Source organism: Paraburkholderia phymatum STM815 (genome assembly GCF_000020045.1).
In the GTDB taxonomy this organism is placed as follows: domain Bacteria; phylum Pseudomonadota; class Gammaproteobacteria; order Burkholderiales; family Burkholderiaceae; genus Paraburkholderia; species Paraburkholderia phymatum.
In genome coordinates this window covers 53,188-69,564 of the sequence record NC_010622.1, presented here as the reverse complement: position 1 = coordinate 69,564, position 16,377 = coordinate 53,188, and the positions used below count along the sequence as shown (strand labels likewise).

The 16,377-nt window shown below is 63.0% G+C and carries 15 protein-coding genes; 7 read left to right on the top strand and 8 right to left on the bottom strand.

Translation table 11 applies throughout. The features are described 5' to 3' along the window. The first annotated feature begins 3 nt into the window (after positions 1–3). Together BPHY_RS00295 and BPHY_RS00290 are read left to right on the top strand one after the other, a co-directional pair. A complete protein-coding gene (locus BPHY_RS00295) occupies positions 4–1,398 on the top strand; it encodes an AmpG family muropeptide MFS transporter (RefSeq protein WP_012399484.1) in 1,395 nt (464 codons plus the stop codon). Next, positions 1,398–2,612 (top strand): M48 family metallopeptidase, encoded by a 1,215-nt coding sequence (locus BPHY_RS00290; protein WP_012399483.1) that lies wholly within the window; start codon positions 1,398–1,400, stop codon positions 2,610–2,612. The genes BPHY_RS00295 and BPHY_RS00290 overlap by 1 nt, the downstream gene beginning before the upstream one ends. 24 nt (positions 2,613–2,636) lie before the next feature. Here the strand turns inward: BPHY_RS00290 and BPHY_RS00285 are convergent, their stop codons facing one another. The 5 genes from BPHY_RS00285 to gatC form a co-directional block, all read right to left on the bottom strand. Then, the gene (locus BPHY_RS00285) at positions 2,637–3,416 is read right to left on the bottom strand and encodes an exodeoxyribonuclease III (RefSeq protein WP_012399482.1); all 780 of its coding nucleotides are present in this window, start codon (positions 3,414–3,416) and stop codon (positions 2,637–2,639) included. A 42-nt stretch (positions 3,417–3,458) separates the two neighbouring features. Next, complete coding sequence (locus BPHY_RS00280) at positions 3,459–4,295, bottom strand: PPK2 family polyphosphate kinase (RefSeq protein ID WP_012399481.1); 837 nt, start codon at positions 4,293–4,295, stop codon at positions 3,459–3,461. Positions 4,296–4,429: 134 nt separating this feature from the next. Continuing rightward, positions 4,430–5,905 (bottom strand): Asp-tRNA(Asn)/Glu-tRNA(Gln) amidotransferase subunit GatB, encoded by a 1,476-nt coding sequence (gene gatB / locus BPHY_RS00275; RefSeq protein ID WP_012399480.1) that lies wholly within the window; start codon positions 5,903–5,905, stop codon positions 4,430–4,432. Position 5,906: 1 nt separating this feature from the next. Then, complete coding sequence (gene gatA, locus BPHY_RS00270) at positions 5,907–7,400, bottom strand: Asp-tRNA(Asn)/Glu-tRNA(Gln) amidotransferase subunit GatA (RefSeq protein ID WP_012399479.1); 1,494 nt, start codon at positions 7,398–7,400, stop codon at positions 5,907–5,909. Between the two features lie 153 nt (positions 7,401–7,553). After that, positions 7,554–7,853, bottom strand: a complete 300-nt coding sequence (gene gatC, locus BPHY_RS00265) for an Asp-tRNA(Asn)/Glu-tRNA(Gln) amidotransferase subunit GatC (protein WP_012399478.1) — start codon at positions 7,851–7,853, stop codon at positions 7,554–7,556. Positions 7,854–8,232: 379 nt separating this feature from the next. Between gatC and BPHY_RS00260 the strand changes: the two genes are divergently transcribed. From BPHY_RS00260 to rodA, 5 genes are all read left to right on the top strand, one after another. After that, entirely contained in the window at positions 8,233–9,276 is a 1,044-nt protein-coding gene (locus BPHY_RS00260) for a rod shape-determining protein (RefSeq protein ID WP_004189550.1), read from the top strand. 118 nt (positions 9,277–9,394) lie between these two features. After that, the gene (gene mreC, locus BPHY_RS00255; RefSeq protein WP_012399477.1) at positions 9,395–10,498 is read left to right on the top strand and encodes a rod shape-determining protein MreC; all 1,104 of its coding nucleotides are present in this window, start codon (positions 9,395–9,397) and stop codon (positions 10,496–10,498) included. Then, on the top strand, positions 10,495–11,007 hold the full coding sequence (gene mreD / locus BPHY_RS00250; protein ID WP_012399476.1) for a rod shape-determining protein MreD: 513 nt from the start codon (positions 10,495–10,497) through the stop codon (positions 11,005–11,007). Before mreC ends, mreD begins: the two co-directional genes overlap by 4 nt. Before the next feature lie 121 nt (positions 11,008–11,128). Continuing rightward, complete coding sequence (mrdA, locus tag BPHY_RS00245) at positions 11,129–13,531, top strand: penicillin-binding protein 2 (protein ID WP_012399475.1); 2,403 nt, start codon at positions 11,129–11,131, stop codon at positions 13,529–13,531. A gap of 10 nt (positions 13,532–13,541) precedes the next feature. Next, positions 13,542–14,690, top strand: coding sequence for a rod shape-determining protein RodA (rodA, locus tag BPHY_RS00240; protein ID WP_012399474.1), 1,149 nt, complete (start codon positions 13,542–13,544; stop codon positions 14,688–14,690). A gap of 58 nt (positions 14,691–14,748) precedes the next feature. Here the strand turns inward: rodA and BPHY_RS00235 are convergent, their stop codons facing one another. The 3 genes from BPHY_RS00235 to BPHY_RS41585 are packed head-to-tail and all read right to left on the bottom strand — an operon-like array spanning position 14,749 to position 16,375. Further along, positions 14,749–15,459, bottom strand: coding sequence for a tetratricopeptide repeat protein (locus tag BPHY_RS00235; RefSeq protein ID WP_012399473.1), 711 nt, complete (start codon positions 15,457–15,459; stop codon positions 14,749–14,751). Next, positions 15,456–16,238 carry an HpcH/HpaI aldolase family protein gene (locus BPHY_RS00230; protein WP_012399472.1) on the bottom strand — a complete coding sequence of 261 codons (783 nt, stop codon included), beginning with the start codon at positions 16,236–16,238 and terminating at the stop codon, positions 15,456–15,458. The genes BPHY_RS00235 and BPHY_RS00230 overlap by 4 nt, the downstream gene beginning before the upstream one ends. Continuing rightward, the gene (locus BPHY_RS41585) at positions 16,235–16,375 is read right to left on the bottom strand and encodes a hypothetical protein (RefSeq protein ID WP_157686498.1); all 141 of its coding nucleotides are present in this window, start codon (positions 16,373–16,375) and stop codon (positions 16,235–16,237) included. Before BPHY_RS41585 ends, BPHY_RS00230 begins: the two co-directional genes overlap by 4 nt. Positions 16,376–16,377 lie beyond the last annotated feature (2 nt).

Genomic DNA, 16,377 nt, shown 5'->3' with positions numbered 1-16,377 from the left:
CTCATGTCGAACCCGCCACACGAGGCGCCTGCACTAACTGCACACGAAGAACATCCCGGCTGGCGCGCGTTTCTCAACGCGCGCATGCTGATTTGCGTCTTTCTCGGCTTTACGTCGGGGTTGCCGCTTTTCACACTCGTCTCTCTCGTGCAGGTCTGGCTGCGTTCCGAAGACGTCAATCTGAAGGAAATCGGCCTGTTTGCGTTGATCCAGTTTCCCTATACATGGAAATTCGTCTGGGCACCGCTGATGGACCGCTATGTGCCGCGTCTGCCCGGCTGGCGTCCGGGACGCCGGCGCGGCTGGATGCTCGTCACGCAGATTCTCGTCGCAACGGCGATTGCGTCGTTAGGTCTCGTGTCACCACGCGATGCCATCTGGACGGTCGCAGCGTTGACAGCGCTGGTCGCGTTCTTCGGAGCGAGCCAGGACATCGTGATCGACGCTTACCGCCGCGAACTCCTACACGACGCTGAACAGGGTCTCGGCAACGCCGTACATGTGAACGCGTACAAGATCGCGGCGCTCGTGCCCGGTTCGCTTGCACTGATCCTCTCCGATCACCTTCCCTGGTCGACCGTGTTCATGGTGACGGCCGCCTTCATGCTGCCGGGCATGATCATGACGCTGGTCGTCAAAGAACCGGAAATGCATGGCGCGCCGCCAAAGAATCTGCGCGAAGCGGTCATCGAGCCTTTCCACGAATTTATCGTGCGCGACGGCTGGCGCGGCGCGCTCTTCGTGCTCGGCTTCATCTTCCTGTACAAGCTGGGCGATACGATGGCGACCACGCTGTCCACCTCGTTCTTTCTCGACATCGGCTTTACGCGCACGCAGATCGGCGTGATCGCGAAGGCCACGGCATTTACCGCGAGTCTCGCGGGCGGCATCATCGGCGGGGTGCTGCTCTTGCGGATCGGCATTGCCCGCGGGCTGTGGATCTTCGGCTTCCTGCAGATGGTGTCGACGCTCGGCTTTGCATGGCTCGCAAGCGTCGGTCCAGCGTCGCCGGGACTCTCGGTCGTGTACGACATTGCCGTCGCCCTGAGCACGGCCACGTCGAATGTGCTGTCGCTGCTCGGTATCGATTGGACCGTGAAGCCGGATCCGATGTCCGTTGCGCTCGCGATCGTCTATGGCTTCGAAACGTTCACCACCGGCCTCACGTTGGCCGCATTCACCGCGTATATCGCGAGCACGACCGACCCGCGCTACACCGCGACGCAGTTTGCCCTGTTCACGTCGCTGGCTGCCGTGCCGCGCACACTGGCGTCCGCGGCAAGCGGCTTTCTCGTCACAAAGATCGGCTGGTTCGACTACTTCGTCGTGTGCACGGCGCTTGCTGTACCCGGCATGCTACTGTTGTTCCGGATCGCCCCTTGGAGAAAGCAGTCGTGATGGTGTTTGCGTCGCGGCGCGCCGCCATTGATCGGGCTTGGCGCGCCGTTTCCCGTCGATTGCCCGCATATCGCATGCGCGTGCATGCCCGTGCGTTGCATGTCGCCGTGCTTGCTACGTGCGTGGGCTTCGGCGTCGCATCGCCGTGGCAGGCGAACGCGGCCGAGCCGACATCGAATGTCAGTTCGCCGACCTCAGCGAATGCGCCGGCATCACCATCGGCGCCTTCTGTACCGTCAGCGCCTTCCGCACCCTCGGCGCCGAAGTCGGAATCTGCGCCTACTGCCACTTCCGGCGCATCCGCGCAGTCGAACACGGGCTCCTTGACGCCTCAGACGCCCGTCACAGCGCGCCCGTCGGCGGCGCCACCTGTCTCACCGGCTATCTCACCGACGCCGTTCCAGCCGAACCAGCAATTGCGTTATGGCGGCTACGCGGTGTTCCGTAATCTGATTCCGTCGCCCATGCTCGAAGCGCAATCGGCTGAGGAATTCGACCAGATCGCGCGCGGCGCCGAGCACATGAACCGGCTCTATTCGCCATCGGATCCGCACGTGAAGCGCGTGCAGTCGATCGTCGACAAGCTCATTCCGTATTCGCTGAAATGGAACGATCGCGCGAAGAGCTGGAAGTGGGACGTCGCGGTGCTGCGCTCGCCGGACATCCGCGCATACTGTCTGCCCGGCGGCAAGATCGTCGTATACGGCGGCATGCTCGACAAGGTCAAACTCAGCGACAACGAGCTCGGCGTGCTGCTCGGCCATGAAATCGCGCATGCGTTGCGCGAGCATGCACGCGAGCGGCTCGGCGAACAGCAGGCCGCGCAGCTCGGATCAGGGTCGATTCCGCAACTGTTCGGTCTCGCCGATCTTGGCGCGGCGCCGCTCGGCATCGGCACGCAGCTGGTGGAAATGAAGTACGAACGCGCCGATGAAACGGAAGCTGACGTGATAGGCAGCGAGATCGCATCGCGTGCCGGTTTCGATCCGCGTGCTGCCGTTACGCTGTGGGACAAGCTTGCTGTCGCCACGCGCAGCAACCGCGATCAGGGCTTCATCTACGTGCATCCGTACAACGCGGAGCGACGCGCGGACATCATGAAGCGGCTCGCCGACATGCTGCCGCTGTACGCGAAGGCGGTCGGCAAGACCGTGGATGCGCTGCCCGACTACGCGGGCATCGGACGCCCGCGGCGAACGGCTGTGAGCGACTGATTCCCGCAGCGCGTCTGGGAATGCCTATTTCGCCAGCTTGTGAGCATAGTCGACGGTCACGGGCGCGTGATCGCTGAACTTGATATCGCGAAACACATCGACGCGCTTCGCCGTGGCCGCGACGCCCGGCGTCGCGATCTGGTAATCGATACGCCAACCCACGTTCTTCGCGTACGCCTGGCCGCGATTGCTCCACCACGTGTACTGCTCGGGCCGCTGGTCGAGCGTGCGGAACACGTCGACGTAGCCGACTTCGTCGAACAGCTTCGTGAGCCACGCGCGCTCTTCCGGCAGGCAGCCCGAATTCTTCTGATTGCCTTTCCAGTTCTTGATGTCGATTTCCTTGTGCACGATGTTCACGTCGCCGCACACGATGACTTCACGCTCCCTCGATAATTCCGCGAGATGCGGCATGAACTCGTCCATGAAACGGTACTTCGCCTGCTGACGCTCGTCGCCGCTCGAACCCGACGGCACATACACCGAAATCACCGACAGATTGCCGAAGCGCGCTTCCACGTAGCGCCCCTCGGGATCGAACTCTTCGCTGCCGAAGCCGATCACGACTTCATCCGGTTCGTGACGCGTATAGAGACCCGCACCGCTGTAGCCCTTTTTCACTGCATGCTGGAAATAGCCGGTGAAACCGTGCGGCGCGAGGAACTCTGGCGTCATGTCGTCCTGCGAGCATTTGATTTCCTGCACGCATACGACATCGGCCTTCTGCTCGCCGAACCAATCGAAAAAGCCCTTCTTGGCCGCCGAACGGATGCCGTTCAGGTTGGCCGTGATCACGCGCAACATGTTTTTCCTTCATTGTGGTTCGTCTATTCGACGAGGTGAGGATCATTCGACGATCACGCCCTTCAGCGATTCCTTTGCCGGAGGAAACTCGAGCTTCAGCGACTCGAACGAGCGCAGCAGCAGCTCGCCGATCATCACGTTGCGATGCGTCTTCGAGTTCGCGGGCACGACATGCCACGGCGCGTACTCCGTCGACGTCGCAGCGAGCGCATCCTCATATGCGGCCTGATACTTGTCCCATAGCTTGCGCGCGTCCAGATCGGAGACGTCGAACTTCCAGTGCTTGGTCGGATCGTCGATACGCGCCTGCAGACGTTCGCGTTGCTCGTCTTTCGAAATGTGCAGCATGCACTTGATGATCGTCGTGCCGTGGTCCGCGAGCATCCGTTCGAACTCGCGAATGTGCCCGAAGCGCCGGTCACGTTCGTCCTTGCTCAAGGTGCCGAGCACATAGGGCACGAGTACGTCTTCGTAGTGGCTGCGGTTGAAGATCGTCAGTTCGCCGGCGGCGGGCGCCTGCGAATGGACGCGCCACAGAAAGTCGTGCGCGAGTTCATTGAGCGTCGGCGCCTTGAACGGCACGATGCGCAAGCCGAGCGGATCGACTTCATGAAACACCGCGCGGATCGTGCCGTCCTTGCCGCTCGTGTCCATGCCTTGCAACACCAGCAGCACACGCTGAACGCGCTGCGCGTGCAGACGTTCCTGTTGCGCGTCCAGCGCCGCACCGATTTCGGCGAGGCGTTCGCGGTCGCTGTCCTTCGATCCCGTCGAAAACGGCTTCGCCGACGGATCGACGCCAGCAAGAGAAAACTTCGACTTGCCGTCTTCGTCGAAAAAGGGCACGCGATATTCGTCGAGACCGTTCTTCTTTGCCATCTGCCCGTCCTCCTCCGCGACGCGTTATCCCGGTGAAAAAGCAAACGGGCCGTTGCGCGACTTTCGATGCGACAACAGCCCGTCACAGCCTGGCACGCAGCATGTCGCGCGCCTAACCCATACCGCTACGACACTCAGCCGAGCTTCTTCTTCAGCAGTTCGTTGACCTGCTGCGGATTCGCCTTGCCCTTGGTCGCCTTCATCGCCTGTCCGATCAGCGCGTTGAACGCCTTTTCCTTGCCGGCGCGGAATTCCTCGACCGACTTCTGGTTCGCGGCGAGCACTTCGTCGATGATCGCTTCGAGCGCGCCTGTATCGGAGATCTGCTTAAGACCCTTCGCTTCGATGATGCGGTCGGCGGCGGCTTCGTCGGTGGCCTTCTCCTCCCAGATGGCGAGGAAAATTTCCTTGGCGATCTTGTTCGAGATCGTGCCGTCGGCGATACGCTGCAGAACGAGGGCGAGTTGCGCAGCCGATACCGGGCTGTCGGCAATGTCGAGGCCTTCGCGGTTCAACTGCGACGAGACTTCGCCCATCAGCCAGTTCGCCGCGACCTTCGCCTGCGCCGCGCCGACCTTCGCCACGACGGCTTCGTAGTACGCGGCCATTGCCTTGCCCGCCGTGACGACGCCCGCATCGTATGGCGTGAGGCCATATTGATCGACGAAGCGCTTCTGCATCGCGGCGGGCAGTTCCGGCAGCTCGCCCTTCACCCGCTCGACCCACGATGCGTCGATCACGAGGGGCATCAGATCGGGATCGGGGAAATAGCGGTAATCGTGGGCGTCTTCCTTGCTGCGCATCGAACGCGTTTCGCGCTTGTCTGGATCGTACAGACGCGTTTCCTGCACCACGGTGCCGCCGTCTTCGATCAGTTCGATCTGACGCCGCACCTCGTACTGGATCGCTTCTTCCAGGAAGCGAAACGAGTTCAGGTTCTTGATTTCGGCGCGCGTGCCGAATTCTTTTTGCCCCACGGGACGCACCGACACGTTCGCGTCACAGCGGAACGAGCCTTCCTGCATGTTGCCATCGCAAATGCCGAGCCACACCACCAGACCATGTAGCGCCTTCGCGTAGGCAACGGCCTCGGCGGCGCTGCGCATTTCCGGTTCGGTAACGATTTCGAGCAGCGGCGTGCCCGCGCGATTCAGGTCGATGCCCGTCATGCCCGCGAAGTCTTCGTGCAGCGACTTGCCCGCATCTTCTTCGAGGTGAGCACGTGTCAGGTTGATGGTCTTCTCGTACGCTTCTTTTCCGGCCTTTTCATTGGCGGGAACCTGAATCGTGATCTGGCCGCCCTGCACGACGGGGATTTCGTACTGGCTGATCTGATAGCCCTTCGGCAGATCAGGGTAGAAGTAGTTCTTGCGCGCGAAGATGCTGCGCGGCGCGATGGTCGCATCGATCGCGAGACCGAACTGGATTGCGCGCTCCACCGCGCCTTTGTTCATCACGGGCAGCACGCCCGGAAGGGCCAGGTCGACGGGGCAGGCCTGCGTGTTCGGCGCGGCGCCGAACTGCGTGGCCGCGCCCGAGAAGATTTTCGATACCGTCGACAGTTGCGCGTGGGTCTCGAGACCGATAACCACTTCCCATTGTGTTGCCATATCAGACTCCCGCCGGCGCCATGCGATGCCAGTCGGTGGCGCGCTGGAACGCGTCGGCCACTTGCAGCATGCGTGCTTCGTTGAAATAGTTGCCGATGATCTGCAAGCCGACCGGACGCTGCGCATTCGCGCCTGCGCCGAAGCCGCAAGGTACGCTCATGCCGGGCAAACCGGCAAGGCTCACCGACAGCGTGTAGATGTCCGCGAGGTACATCTGCACGGGGTCGTCGCCCTTCGCACCGATATCCCACGCGACCGACGGCGCCACCGGGCCCATGATCACGTCGCAATGCCTGAACGCTTCCTGGAAATCCTGCGCGATGATGCGGCGGATCTTCTGCGCCTGCAGGTAGTACGCGTCGTAGTAGCCGTGCGACAGCACATACGTGCCGACCAGAATGCGACGCTTCACTTCGGGGCCGAAACCCTCTGCGCGCGACTTCTTGTACATGTCGAGCAGATCGCGATACTCCGCCGCGCGGTGGCCGTAGCGCACGCCGTCGAACCGCGACAGGTTGGACGATGCTTCCGCCGGCGCGATCACGTAATACACGGGAATCGACAGCTCGGTCTTGGGCAGCGACACCTCGACGAGCGTTGCGCCAAGCGCTTCGTATTGCTTCAGCGCGGCGTCGATCGATGCGCGCACGTCGTCGGCCAGACCTGCGCCGAAGTATTCCTTCGGCAAGCCGACCCGCAGACCCGCGAGCGGCTTGTCGCGCGCATTGCCCGCGCCCGACCAGTCCTGGCCGAGATAGCGCGTGTAGTCTTCGTGATCGTGCGTGAGGCTCGTCGAATCGCGCTCGTCGAAGCCGCCCATGGCGTTGAGCAGCAGCGCGCAGTCCGCGGCCGTCTGCGCCATCGGGCCGCCCTGATCGAGCGACGATGCGAACGCGATCATCCCATAGCGCGATACGCGGCCGTACGTCGGTTTGATGCCCGTGATACCCGAGAACGACGCGGGCTGACGGATCGATCCGCCCGTGTCGGTGCCCGTCGCGGCGGGCGCGAGGCGCGCGGCGACAGCCGCCGCCGAACCGCCCGACGAGCCGCCCGGCACCGCCTTGCGGTCCCACGGGTTCTGCACCGGGCCGAAATACGAGTTTTCGTTCGACGAGCCCATCGCGAACTCGTCCATGTTGGTCTTGCCGACGCACACCATGCCCGCCTGCGCGAGACGGTCGACGACGGTGGCATCGAACGGGCTCGTGTAGTTTTCGAGCATCTTCGAGCCGGCCGTGGAACGCCAGTTGCGTGTAACGAACACGTCTTTATGCGCGATGGGCAAACCCGTCAGCGGACCGGCGTTGCCGGCCGCGATCAGCGCGTCGGCGGCTTGCGCCTGCGCGAGCGTCTGCTGCGCGTCGACGTGAACGAACGCGTTCAGCGCCTTGCGGTCTTCGATCCGCTTCAGATACGTCTGCGCCAGTTCGACTGCGGAGCACTGCTTCGCGTCGAGCGCGGCGCGCAGTTCGGTCAAGCTTTTCTCATGCATTGCGTTTTTCCTGGAAAGCGCGACGGCGCAGTGCGCCGCCGTTTGGGCATCCGGCCGCCCGCCGGCTCGCCGGGCCGAAAGGAGCGTGCCATGTCGCGCGCGTATTCGCACGCGTGACACACAACCCCGTGCTTGATCGCCATGTCACGGCGCTTATTCGATAACCTTCGGCACCAGATACAGCCCGTCTTGCACGGCAGGCGCCGAACGCTGATAGTCGTCGCGGTTCACGTTTTCAGTGACGGCGTCGTTGCGCAGACGCAGCGCGACGTCTTCGATCTGCTCGATCGGGTGCGCGAGCGGCGAGATGCCGGTCGTATCAACCGCCTGCATCTGTTCGACCAGACCGAAAAAGTCGTTGAGCTGGATGAGCGTGTGCTCGGCGTCGGCATCGGGCAATTCGAGCCGCGCGAGATGGGCGATGCGTTTCACATCGGTCAGAGTCAGGGCCATGCAGTCACCGGAAAAGTGCTCTCTGCCGCAGCGATGAAAAAACGATGCCGCGACAGCAGGTTAGGTCATTGGAGCCGGCCCTCGAAATTGGGGCCCGGGATGGCAAAAAGTGCCATTCGTTTCCTTTAAATCAAGCAAAATTATAAGGTATCATTACGCGTTCGACCCAAACCCGGACCGACTTACCAGGGCCTTTCTGTCAAATTCAGAGATCGCTGAACGACAGCTCGGCTGCCTTGCTATAGCCTCCGGTACGTTCCCCTGCAGTTTCATGCTTCCCTCGGCCCTGTAACTGGCCGGACATGAGGCTGCTAATTTTTTCCGCTGCCGCCCTACGCTTACGATGCGAGGCCCGGCCCCCAGCGAGACAGGATTTTGCATGTTCGGTTTTTTGCGCAGCTATTTCTCCAACGATCTGGCCATTGACCTCGGCACGGCCAACACGCTCATCTACATGCGTGGCAAAGGTATCGTCCTCGACGAGCCGTCCGTCGTTTCGATCCGCCAGGAAGGCGGCCCGAATGGCAAAAAGACCATTCAGGCGGTCGGGAAGGAAGCAAAGCAGATGCTCGGCAAGGTACCGGGCAACATCGAGGCGATCCGCCCGATGAAGGACGGCGTGATCGCCGACTTCACCGTGACGGAACAGATGATCAAGCAGTTCATCAAGACCGCGCACGAATCGCGCATGTTCTCGCCGTCGCCGCGCATCATCATCTGCGTGCCGTGCGGTTCGACGCAGGTCGAACGCCGCGCCATCAAGGAAGCGGCACACGGCGCGGGCGCATCACAGGTCTACCTGATCGAAGAGCCGATGGCAGCGGCGATCGGCGCCGGCCTGCCGGTGTCGGAGGCAACGGGCTCGATGGTCGTCGACATCGGCGGCGGCACGACGGAAGTCGGCGTGATCTCGCTGGGCGGCATCGTGTACAAGGGCTCGGTACGCGTCGGCGGCGACAAGTTCGACGAAGCGATCGTCAACTACATCCGCCGCAACTACGGCATGCTGATCGGCGAACAAACGGCCGAAGCGATCAAGAAGGAAATCGGCTCCGCATTCCCCGGCTCCGAGGTCAAGGAAATGGAAGTGAAGGGCCGCAACCTGTCGGAAGGCATTCCGCGCAGCTTCACCATTTCGAGCAATGAAATCCTTGAAGCACTGACCGATCCGCTGAACCAGATCGTGTCGTCGGTGAAAATCGCGCTGGAACAGACGCCGCCGGAACTGGGCGCCGACATCGCCGAGCGCGGCATGATGCTGACGGGCGGCGGCGCATTGTTGCGCGACCTCGACCGTCTGCTGGCGGAAGAAACGGGGCTGCCCGTGCTGGTCGCCGAAGATCCGCTGACGTGCGTCGTACGCGGCTCGGGCATGGCGCTCGAACGCATGGACAAGCTCGGCAGCATCTTCTCGTACGAGTAAGGTTGCCAGTCTCCATGTCTGCAATGCGCACTGACAGGCTGGCTTTGCCAGCCTTTGTGCGTTGGGCGCGCGACTAGCGCGCCGCAGTTTCACCCACTCGCTCACGCTCCCGGCGACCATGGAATACAGTCCGCCGCCCCTATTCAAGCAAGGCCCTTCGGCACTCGCACGACTGATTTTCTTCGTGGTGGTGGCGCTCGCCCTGCTCATTTCGGACGCCCGCTTCCGGACGCTCGAAATTGTTCGCGGCGTGCTCGGCGCGGGCTTGTATCCGTTGCAGCGCGCAGCGCTCGTGCCGCGCGACATCTTCATGGGCGCAGCCGATCTTGCCGTCACCAGCGCCACGCTGCGCGGTGAGAACGACAAGCTGCGAGCACGCAATCTGCAATTGTCGCAACAGGCCAACGAAGCCGCCCAGCTCGGCGCGGAGAACACGCATCTGCGCAACTTGCTGCAGCTCTCGCAACGGATGACGACGCAATCGATCCCAGCCGAGATCCAGTACGATACGCGCGATCCGTTCACGCAAAAGGTCGTGATCGGCCGTGGCTCGCAGCAGGGTATCAAGGACGGCTCGCCCGTCGTCAACGAAGACGGCGTGATCGGCCAGGTCACGCGCGTGTTTCCGCTGCAGTCCGAAGTGACGCTGCTGACCGACAAGGATCAGGCCGTGCCCGTACAGATCGTCCGTACCGGACTGCGCAGCGTGATCTACGGTACGCCGAAGGGCGACGCGCTCGATCTGCGTTTCGTGCCGATCAGCGCGGACGTGCTTGCGGGCGACGAACTCGTGACGAGCGGTCTCGACGGTGTCTATCCTCCGGGGCTGCCTGTCGCGAAGGTGATGCGGGTCGACAAGCAGGCGGACACCGCGTTCGCGCGCGTCGTTTGCCAGCCGATCGCTCCCGTGCGCGGCGCTCGCGACCTGCTTGTCCTACACTACGAGCACAACGTGCCGCCTCGTCCCGCCGACGAACCCGATCCGGCCACGGCCGCGAAAGAAGCGAAAAAGAAGAACGCGAAGACTCCCGACAAGGGCAAGGACGCAAAGCCCGCATCGTCGCCAACCGCGGCATCGGCGCCTGCAGCCGCGGCTGCCGCGCCAAAGCCCGCGTCGTCGGTCAAGCTGACCGGCAAGGCATCGACCGAAAGAAAGCCGGCCGCTGAAAAGGGCGCGAAGCCGCAAGGTAGCCAAGGGGCCACTCAGGGGGCCAAGCAATGAATCGCCCGCAGTACATCCTGCAGCCAGTCAATCCATACTTCATCGCGTTCAGCCTGGCCGCCGCATTCCTGCTGAACATGATGCCGTGGGGCCGTCTGATCGGCGTGCCCGATTTCGTCGCGCTCGTGCTGCTGTTCTGGAACGTGCATCAGCCGCGCAAGGTCGGAATGGGCATCGCGTTCACGCTCGGCCTGTTGATGGACGTGCACAACGCCAGCCTGCTTGGCGAACATGCGCTCGCGTACACGCTGCTGTCGTACGGCGCGATCACGATTCACCGCCGTGTGCTGTGGATGTCGATCGGCGTACAGGTGTTCGCCGTGATGCCTTTGCTCGTCGTCGCGCAACTCGTGCCCTTCGTGATCCGCCTTCTGACGGGCGCGTCGTTTCCCGGCTGGGGTTATCTGATCGACGGTTTCGTCGAAGCTGCGTTGTGGCCCATTGCGAGCATTCTGCTTCTGATGCCGCAGCGCCGTCCGGCTGACCCGGACGATACGCGGCCCATCTGACGGCCGCGCCGTTTTCCCGCTCACGAACGCGCCATCGTTTCGCGGCTGCGTTCGACGGCGCGACGGCGCATCGCCGTAGAAATGAATCAAACCGCATAACCGGCAGTTTCTGCCCAACCGCATGACCGAATTCAAGGACACCCAGCAGCAGCTCACGAAATTCCGCCTGCGCGTCGCGGCGGCGGGGCTGTTCGTGTTCGTCTGCTTCGGGCTGATCGCATTCCGCTTCCTGTTCCTGCAAGTCTGGCACTACAGCAAGTATTCGCTGCAAGCGAACGAGAACCGCATCTCGGTCGCGCCGATCGTGCCGAACCGCGGCATCATCACCGATCGCAACGGCGTCGTGCTCGCCAAGAACTATTCGGCGTATACGCTCGAAATCACGCCGTCGAAGCTGAACGACACGCTCGACAACGTGATCGACAATCTCGCAACCGTCATTAGCATCGACGCGCGCGATCGCCGCCGCTTCCGCAAGCTGCAAGAAGACTCGAAGAACTTCGAAAGCCTGCCGATCCGCACGCGTCTCACCGACGACGAAGTCGCACGCTTCACCGCACAGCGTTTCCGCTTTCCGGGCGTCGAAGTGCGCGCGCGCCTGTTCCGCCAATACCCGCTTGGGCCGACGGCCGCGCACGTGATCGGCTATATCGGCCGGATTTCGCAGCGCGACCAGGACCGTATCGACGACGCCAGCGACCAGAACGACAGCGATCCCGATCACTACGATCCGCGCCTCGACGCGAACAACTATAAGGGCACGGACTACATCGGCAAGATCGGCGTCGAGCAGAGCTACGAGACGGAATTGCACGGGCTGACGGGTTTCGAGGAAGTCGAAGTGACGGCGGGCGGGCGGCCCGTGCGCACGCTGTCACGCACACAGGCCACGCCGGGCAACAACCTCGTTCTGTCGATCGATATCGGTTTGCAGCAGGTCGCCGAGCAGGCATTCGCGGGCCGTCGCGGCGCGCTCGTCGCCATCGAACCGTCGACGGGTGATGTGCTCGCATTCGTCTCCGCGCCAAGCTTCGATCCGAATTCGTTCGTCGACGGCATCGACCAGCAGACGTGGGACGAACTGAACAACTCGCCCGATCACCCACTGCTCAACCGTCCGCTGCACGGCACGTATCCGCCCGGCTCGACGTACAAGCCGTTCATGGCCCTCGCCGCGCTGACGCTGCACAAGCGCACGCCGCAATGGGGCTTCCAGGATCCGGGCTCGTACACGTTCGGCGGTCACACGTTCCGCAACGACGTGCCGCAGGGTCAGGGCTGGATCGACATGAACCGCGCGATCATGGTGTCGAACGACACGTACTTCTACATGCTCGCGCACGATCTCGGCGTGAACGCGATCGCGAACTTCATGAAGCCGTGGGGTTTCGGTCAGATCACGGGTATCGATATCGCCGGCGAAGCGCGCGGCATCCTGCCGTCCACCGATTGGAAACGCAAGGCGTATCGCAAGCCCGAGCAGCAGAAGTGGTACGAAGGCGAGACGATCAGCCTCGGCATCGGTCAGGGCTATAACTCGTACACCATTCTGCAGCTCGCACACGCGACGGCCACGCTTGCCAACAACGGCGTGCTGATGAAGCCGCACCTCGTGAAGGAAATCGAGAATCCCATCACGCGCGCACTGCGCGCCACGGTGCCGAAGGACGACGGCCGCGTCGACGTAAAGCAGTCCGACATCGACGTCGTGAAGCGCGGCATGGAAAACGTGACGATGAACCCGTCAGGCACGGCATACCAGGTGTTCCGTAACGCCGCGTATCTGTCGGCGGGCAAGACGGGCACGGCGCAGGTGTTCTCGCTGCAAGGCGCGAAGTACCACGGTCATGCGCTGGCTGAACATCTGCGCGACCACGCGCTCTTCATCGCGTTCGCGCCGGCGGACAATCCGAAGATCGCGATCGCGCTGATTGTCGAAAACGGTGGCTGGGGTGCTCAGGCGGCCGGTCCCATCGCGCGTCGCGTGCTCGACTACTACCTCGTCGACAAAGCGAAGCCGGGTGTCGAAGCGGCCGCCGTCACGGCGGCTGCATCGGCGACGGAGGAAACGTCGGCACCCGTCATCGGCAGCGCGCCGACGGCGCCCAGCGGTGAGGTTCAGCCCATTTCGGTTGCGGCGGGCTTCACGCCACTGCCGTTACCAGCGGGCGCATCCGCGCCGCGCGTGGCAGCGGCGTCCGACGCGTCCGGCGCTGCGGCTGCGGGTGCAGCCTCCGGAGCCGGGCCCGCTTCCGCGCCTGCCGCGGCATCGGCGAGCACGCCGCGGTTTGCTTCGACCGCGAAGTCGGCGAAGGCCCCGCGCGCTGCGTCAGGCACGGCAGCACTGTCGCCCGCCGCATCGGACGCGACAGCCGCAGCGCCCGTCAAGGCGTCCGACGCCCGCAAGTCCCCACGCAAACCCCGACCGGCCAGCGAATCGCGGCCGGTCGCAGCCGCGCCGTCGCGCAACGAGGAAACGCAAGCCGCGCCGCGCGGCCCCGTTTCCGGCGGCATCGACGAGTAAGGAGAAAGGCATGCAAATCGACAAGCGCGCCTGGCTCGAACGCTTCAAGAAAATGTTCGCGGGATTCGACCGCCCGCTCGCACTGATCGTGTTTCTGTTGCTGTGCGTCGGCATCGTCACGCTTTATAGCGCGAGTCTGGACGTGCCCGGACGCGTCGAAGACCAGTTGCGCAACATCATTCTGACGTTCGCGCTGATGTGGGTGCTGGCCAACATCCCGCCCACCACATTGATGCGCTTCGCCGTCCCTCTCTATACATTCGGGGTCGCGTTACTGATCGCCGTGGCGCTATTCGGTCTTACGCGCAAAGGCGCCAAGCGCTGGATCAACGTCGGTGTGGTGATCCAGCCATCGGAAATTCTGAAGATCGCGACGCCGCTGATGCTCGCGTGGTACTACCAGCGCCGCGAAGGCAACATCCGCTGGTGGGACTACATCGTCGGTCTGCTGATTCTCGCCGTACCCGTGGGGTTGATTGCGAAACAGCCCGACCTCGGCACCGCCGTGCTCGTATTCGCAGCGGGCTTCTTCGTCATCTATTTCGCGGGATTGAGCTTCAGGCTGATCGTCCCCGTGCTGGTGGCAGGCGTGATTGCCGTCGGCGCGATTGCGACGTTCCAGGACAAGATCTGTCAGCCCGAAGTGCAGTGGCCGCTGATGCACGATTATCAGAAGCATCGTATCTGCACGCTGCTCGATCCAACGTCCGACCCGCTGGGTAAAGGCTTTCACACCATTCAGGCCGTGATCGCGATCGGTTCGGGCGGCCCGCTCGGCAAGGGCTGGTTGAAGGGCACGCAGGCGCACCTCGAGTTCATTCCCGAAAAGCACACCGACTTCATCTTCGCGGTCTTCTCCGAAGAATTTGGACTGGTAGGCGGGCTCGTGCTGCTGACGCTATACATGGCGCTGATTGCGCGCGGTCTCTACATAGCGGCAAACGGCGCGACGCTTTTCGGTCGATTACTCGCCGGCTCGCTGACGATGGCGTTCTTCACGTATGCGTTCGTGAACATCGGCATGGTGAGCGGGATCCTTCCCGTGGTGGGCGTGCCGTTGCCGTTCATGAGTTACGGCGGCACCGCGCTGACGACGCTTGGTTTCGCGATCGGCCTTATCATGAGCGTCGCGCGACAGAAGCGTCTGATGCAGAGTTGATCCTGCGTTGCAGCGAGAAGCAAAACAAAATGGCGCCTGAAAGTTCAGGCGCCGTTTTTCATTGCGGCTTTGCTTCGTGCGATTCGCGCAGCTGCGTACTGAGCTGCTGATACTTGAGCCGTGCGGCGGGATCGCCCTGCGCGGCAGCCGCCGCGTAATAGGCACGTGCGACGTTCAGATTCTGCGCCACGCCATCACCGCCGCGTTCGTAGAACGAGCCCGTCACGTACTGAGCCGTCATGTCGCCGCCCTCGGCCGCTTTCTTGTACCAGACGAATGCCTGCTGGTTGTCGCGAGCGGTGCCGCGTCCGTCGAGAAACTGGTTCGCAAGCGCTAGTTCAGCCTGGATGTGGCCTTGCTGCGCAGCCTTCAGAAACCATTGATGCGCCTCGACGGGATCGCGCGCAACGAACTCGCCATCGTCGTACATCTTGCCGTAGACGTACTGCGCGTGCGACATGTTCGCGTCGGCGGCCTTGCGCAGCCACTTCTTGCCTTCTTCGACATTCGCCGGACCGCCTTCGCCGTTGAGCAGCATCATCGCGTAGTTGAACTCTGCCAGTCGGTTGCCGCGTTGCGCGGCCTTGCGAAACTCGGCGAGCGCGGACGTATAGTTGCCCGCATTGTAGTCAGCGACGGCCGTCTGCGTTTCCGAATCCGGCGCGGGCGGCGTCTTGCTCTGCGCATTCGTCACCGCGCCGGCCGTCAATGCGGTCAGCACGATAGCGCGCGTTACCATGCGCATCGCGTACAACGACAACTGCTTCATGAGCGAACCTCCTGCAGTGCCTGTCGCGTGGTGCGCAACAGCCACATCACATCGGCGGCCAGCGCGATGAAGCGGAAGCCCTCCGACCGGTATTGCCGGGCGCTCGCGACATCGATCGCGAAGATGCCCGTTGCGACGCGTGCGCGATGCGCAACGTCCTGAATGTGCTTCATCGCTTCCTGGACTTCGGGGTGCCGGGAATCGCCGAGATGGCCGAGGCTCGCCGCCAGATCCGCCGGTCCGACGAAAAGGCAATCGACACCCGGCGTCGTCGCGATCTGCTCCAGATTTTCGAGTGCCTGTTGCGATTCGATCTGGATGATCGTCGCGATCTGCGCGTTGGCGTTCTGCAGATAATCGCGCCGCATGCCGTAAGCGGCTGCGCGCACGACGCTAGCGACGCCACGTAAGCCCTCCGGCGCGTCGGATGTCGCGTATTGCGTCAGACGAACGGCATACGCGGCTTCGTCGGCGGTTTCGATGTTCGGAAACATCAGTGTGCGCGCGCCCGCATCGAGCACACGCTTGACGAGCCACGGCTCGACAGCAGGCAGACGCACGACGGGCTCGGTAGGCAAATGCGCTGCAGCGATCGCGCGCAATTGACCCGTGACGTCGACGCTGTCGTTCGGCGCGTGCTCCATGTCGATCAGAAGCCAGTCGAAGCCCGCATGCGCGAGCGCCTCGGCTGCGTTATCGCTGCCGAGCGAAAGCCACAGCCCGAACAACGGGTCGGGATCTTTGAGACGCAGTTTGAGTGGATTCGTGAACGTGCTCATCGCGCGCCTCCACCAATGCGAGGCGCAGCCGCGAGCAGGCTGGGGAAGAAGAAGGCGCGGCCCGCAAGGCCGATGTAGTGAACGGCTTGAAAGTCGTGGCGGGCGTCGAGCCCGCTGCGTAGCGCGGTGACCGGCATGT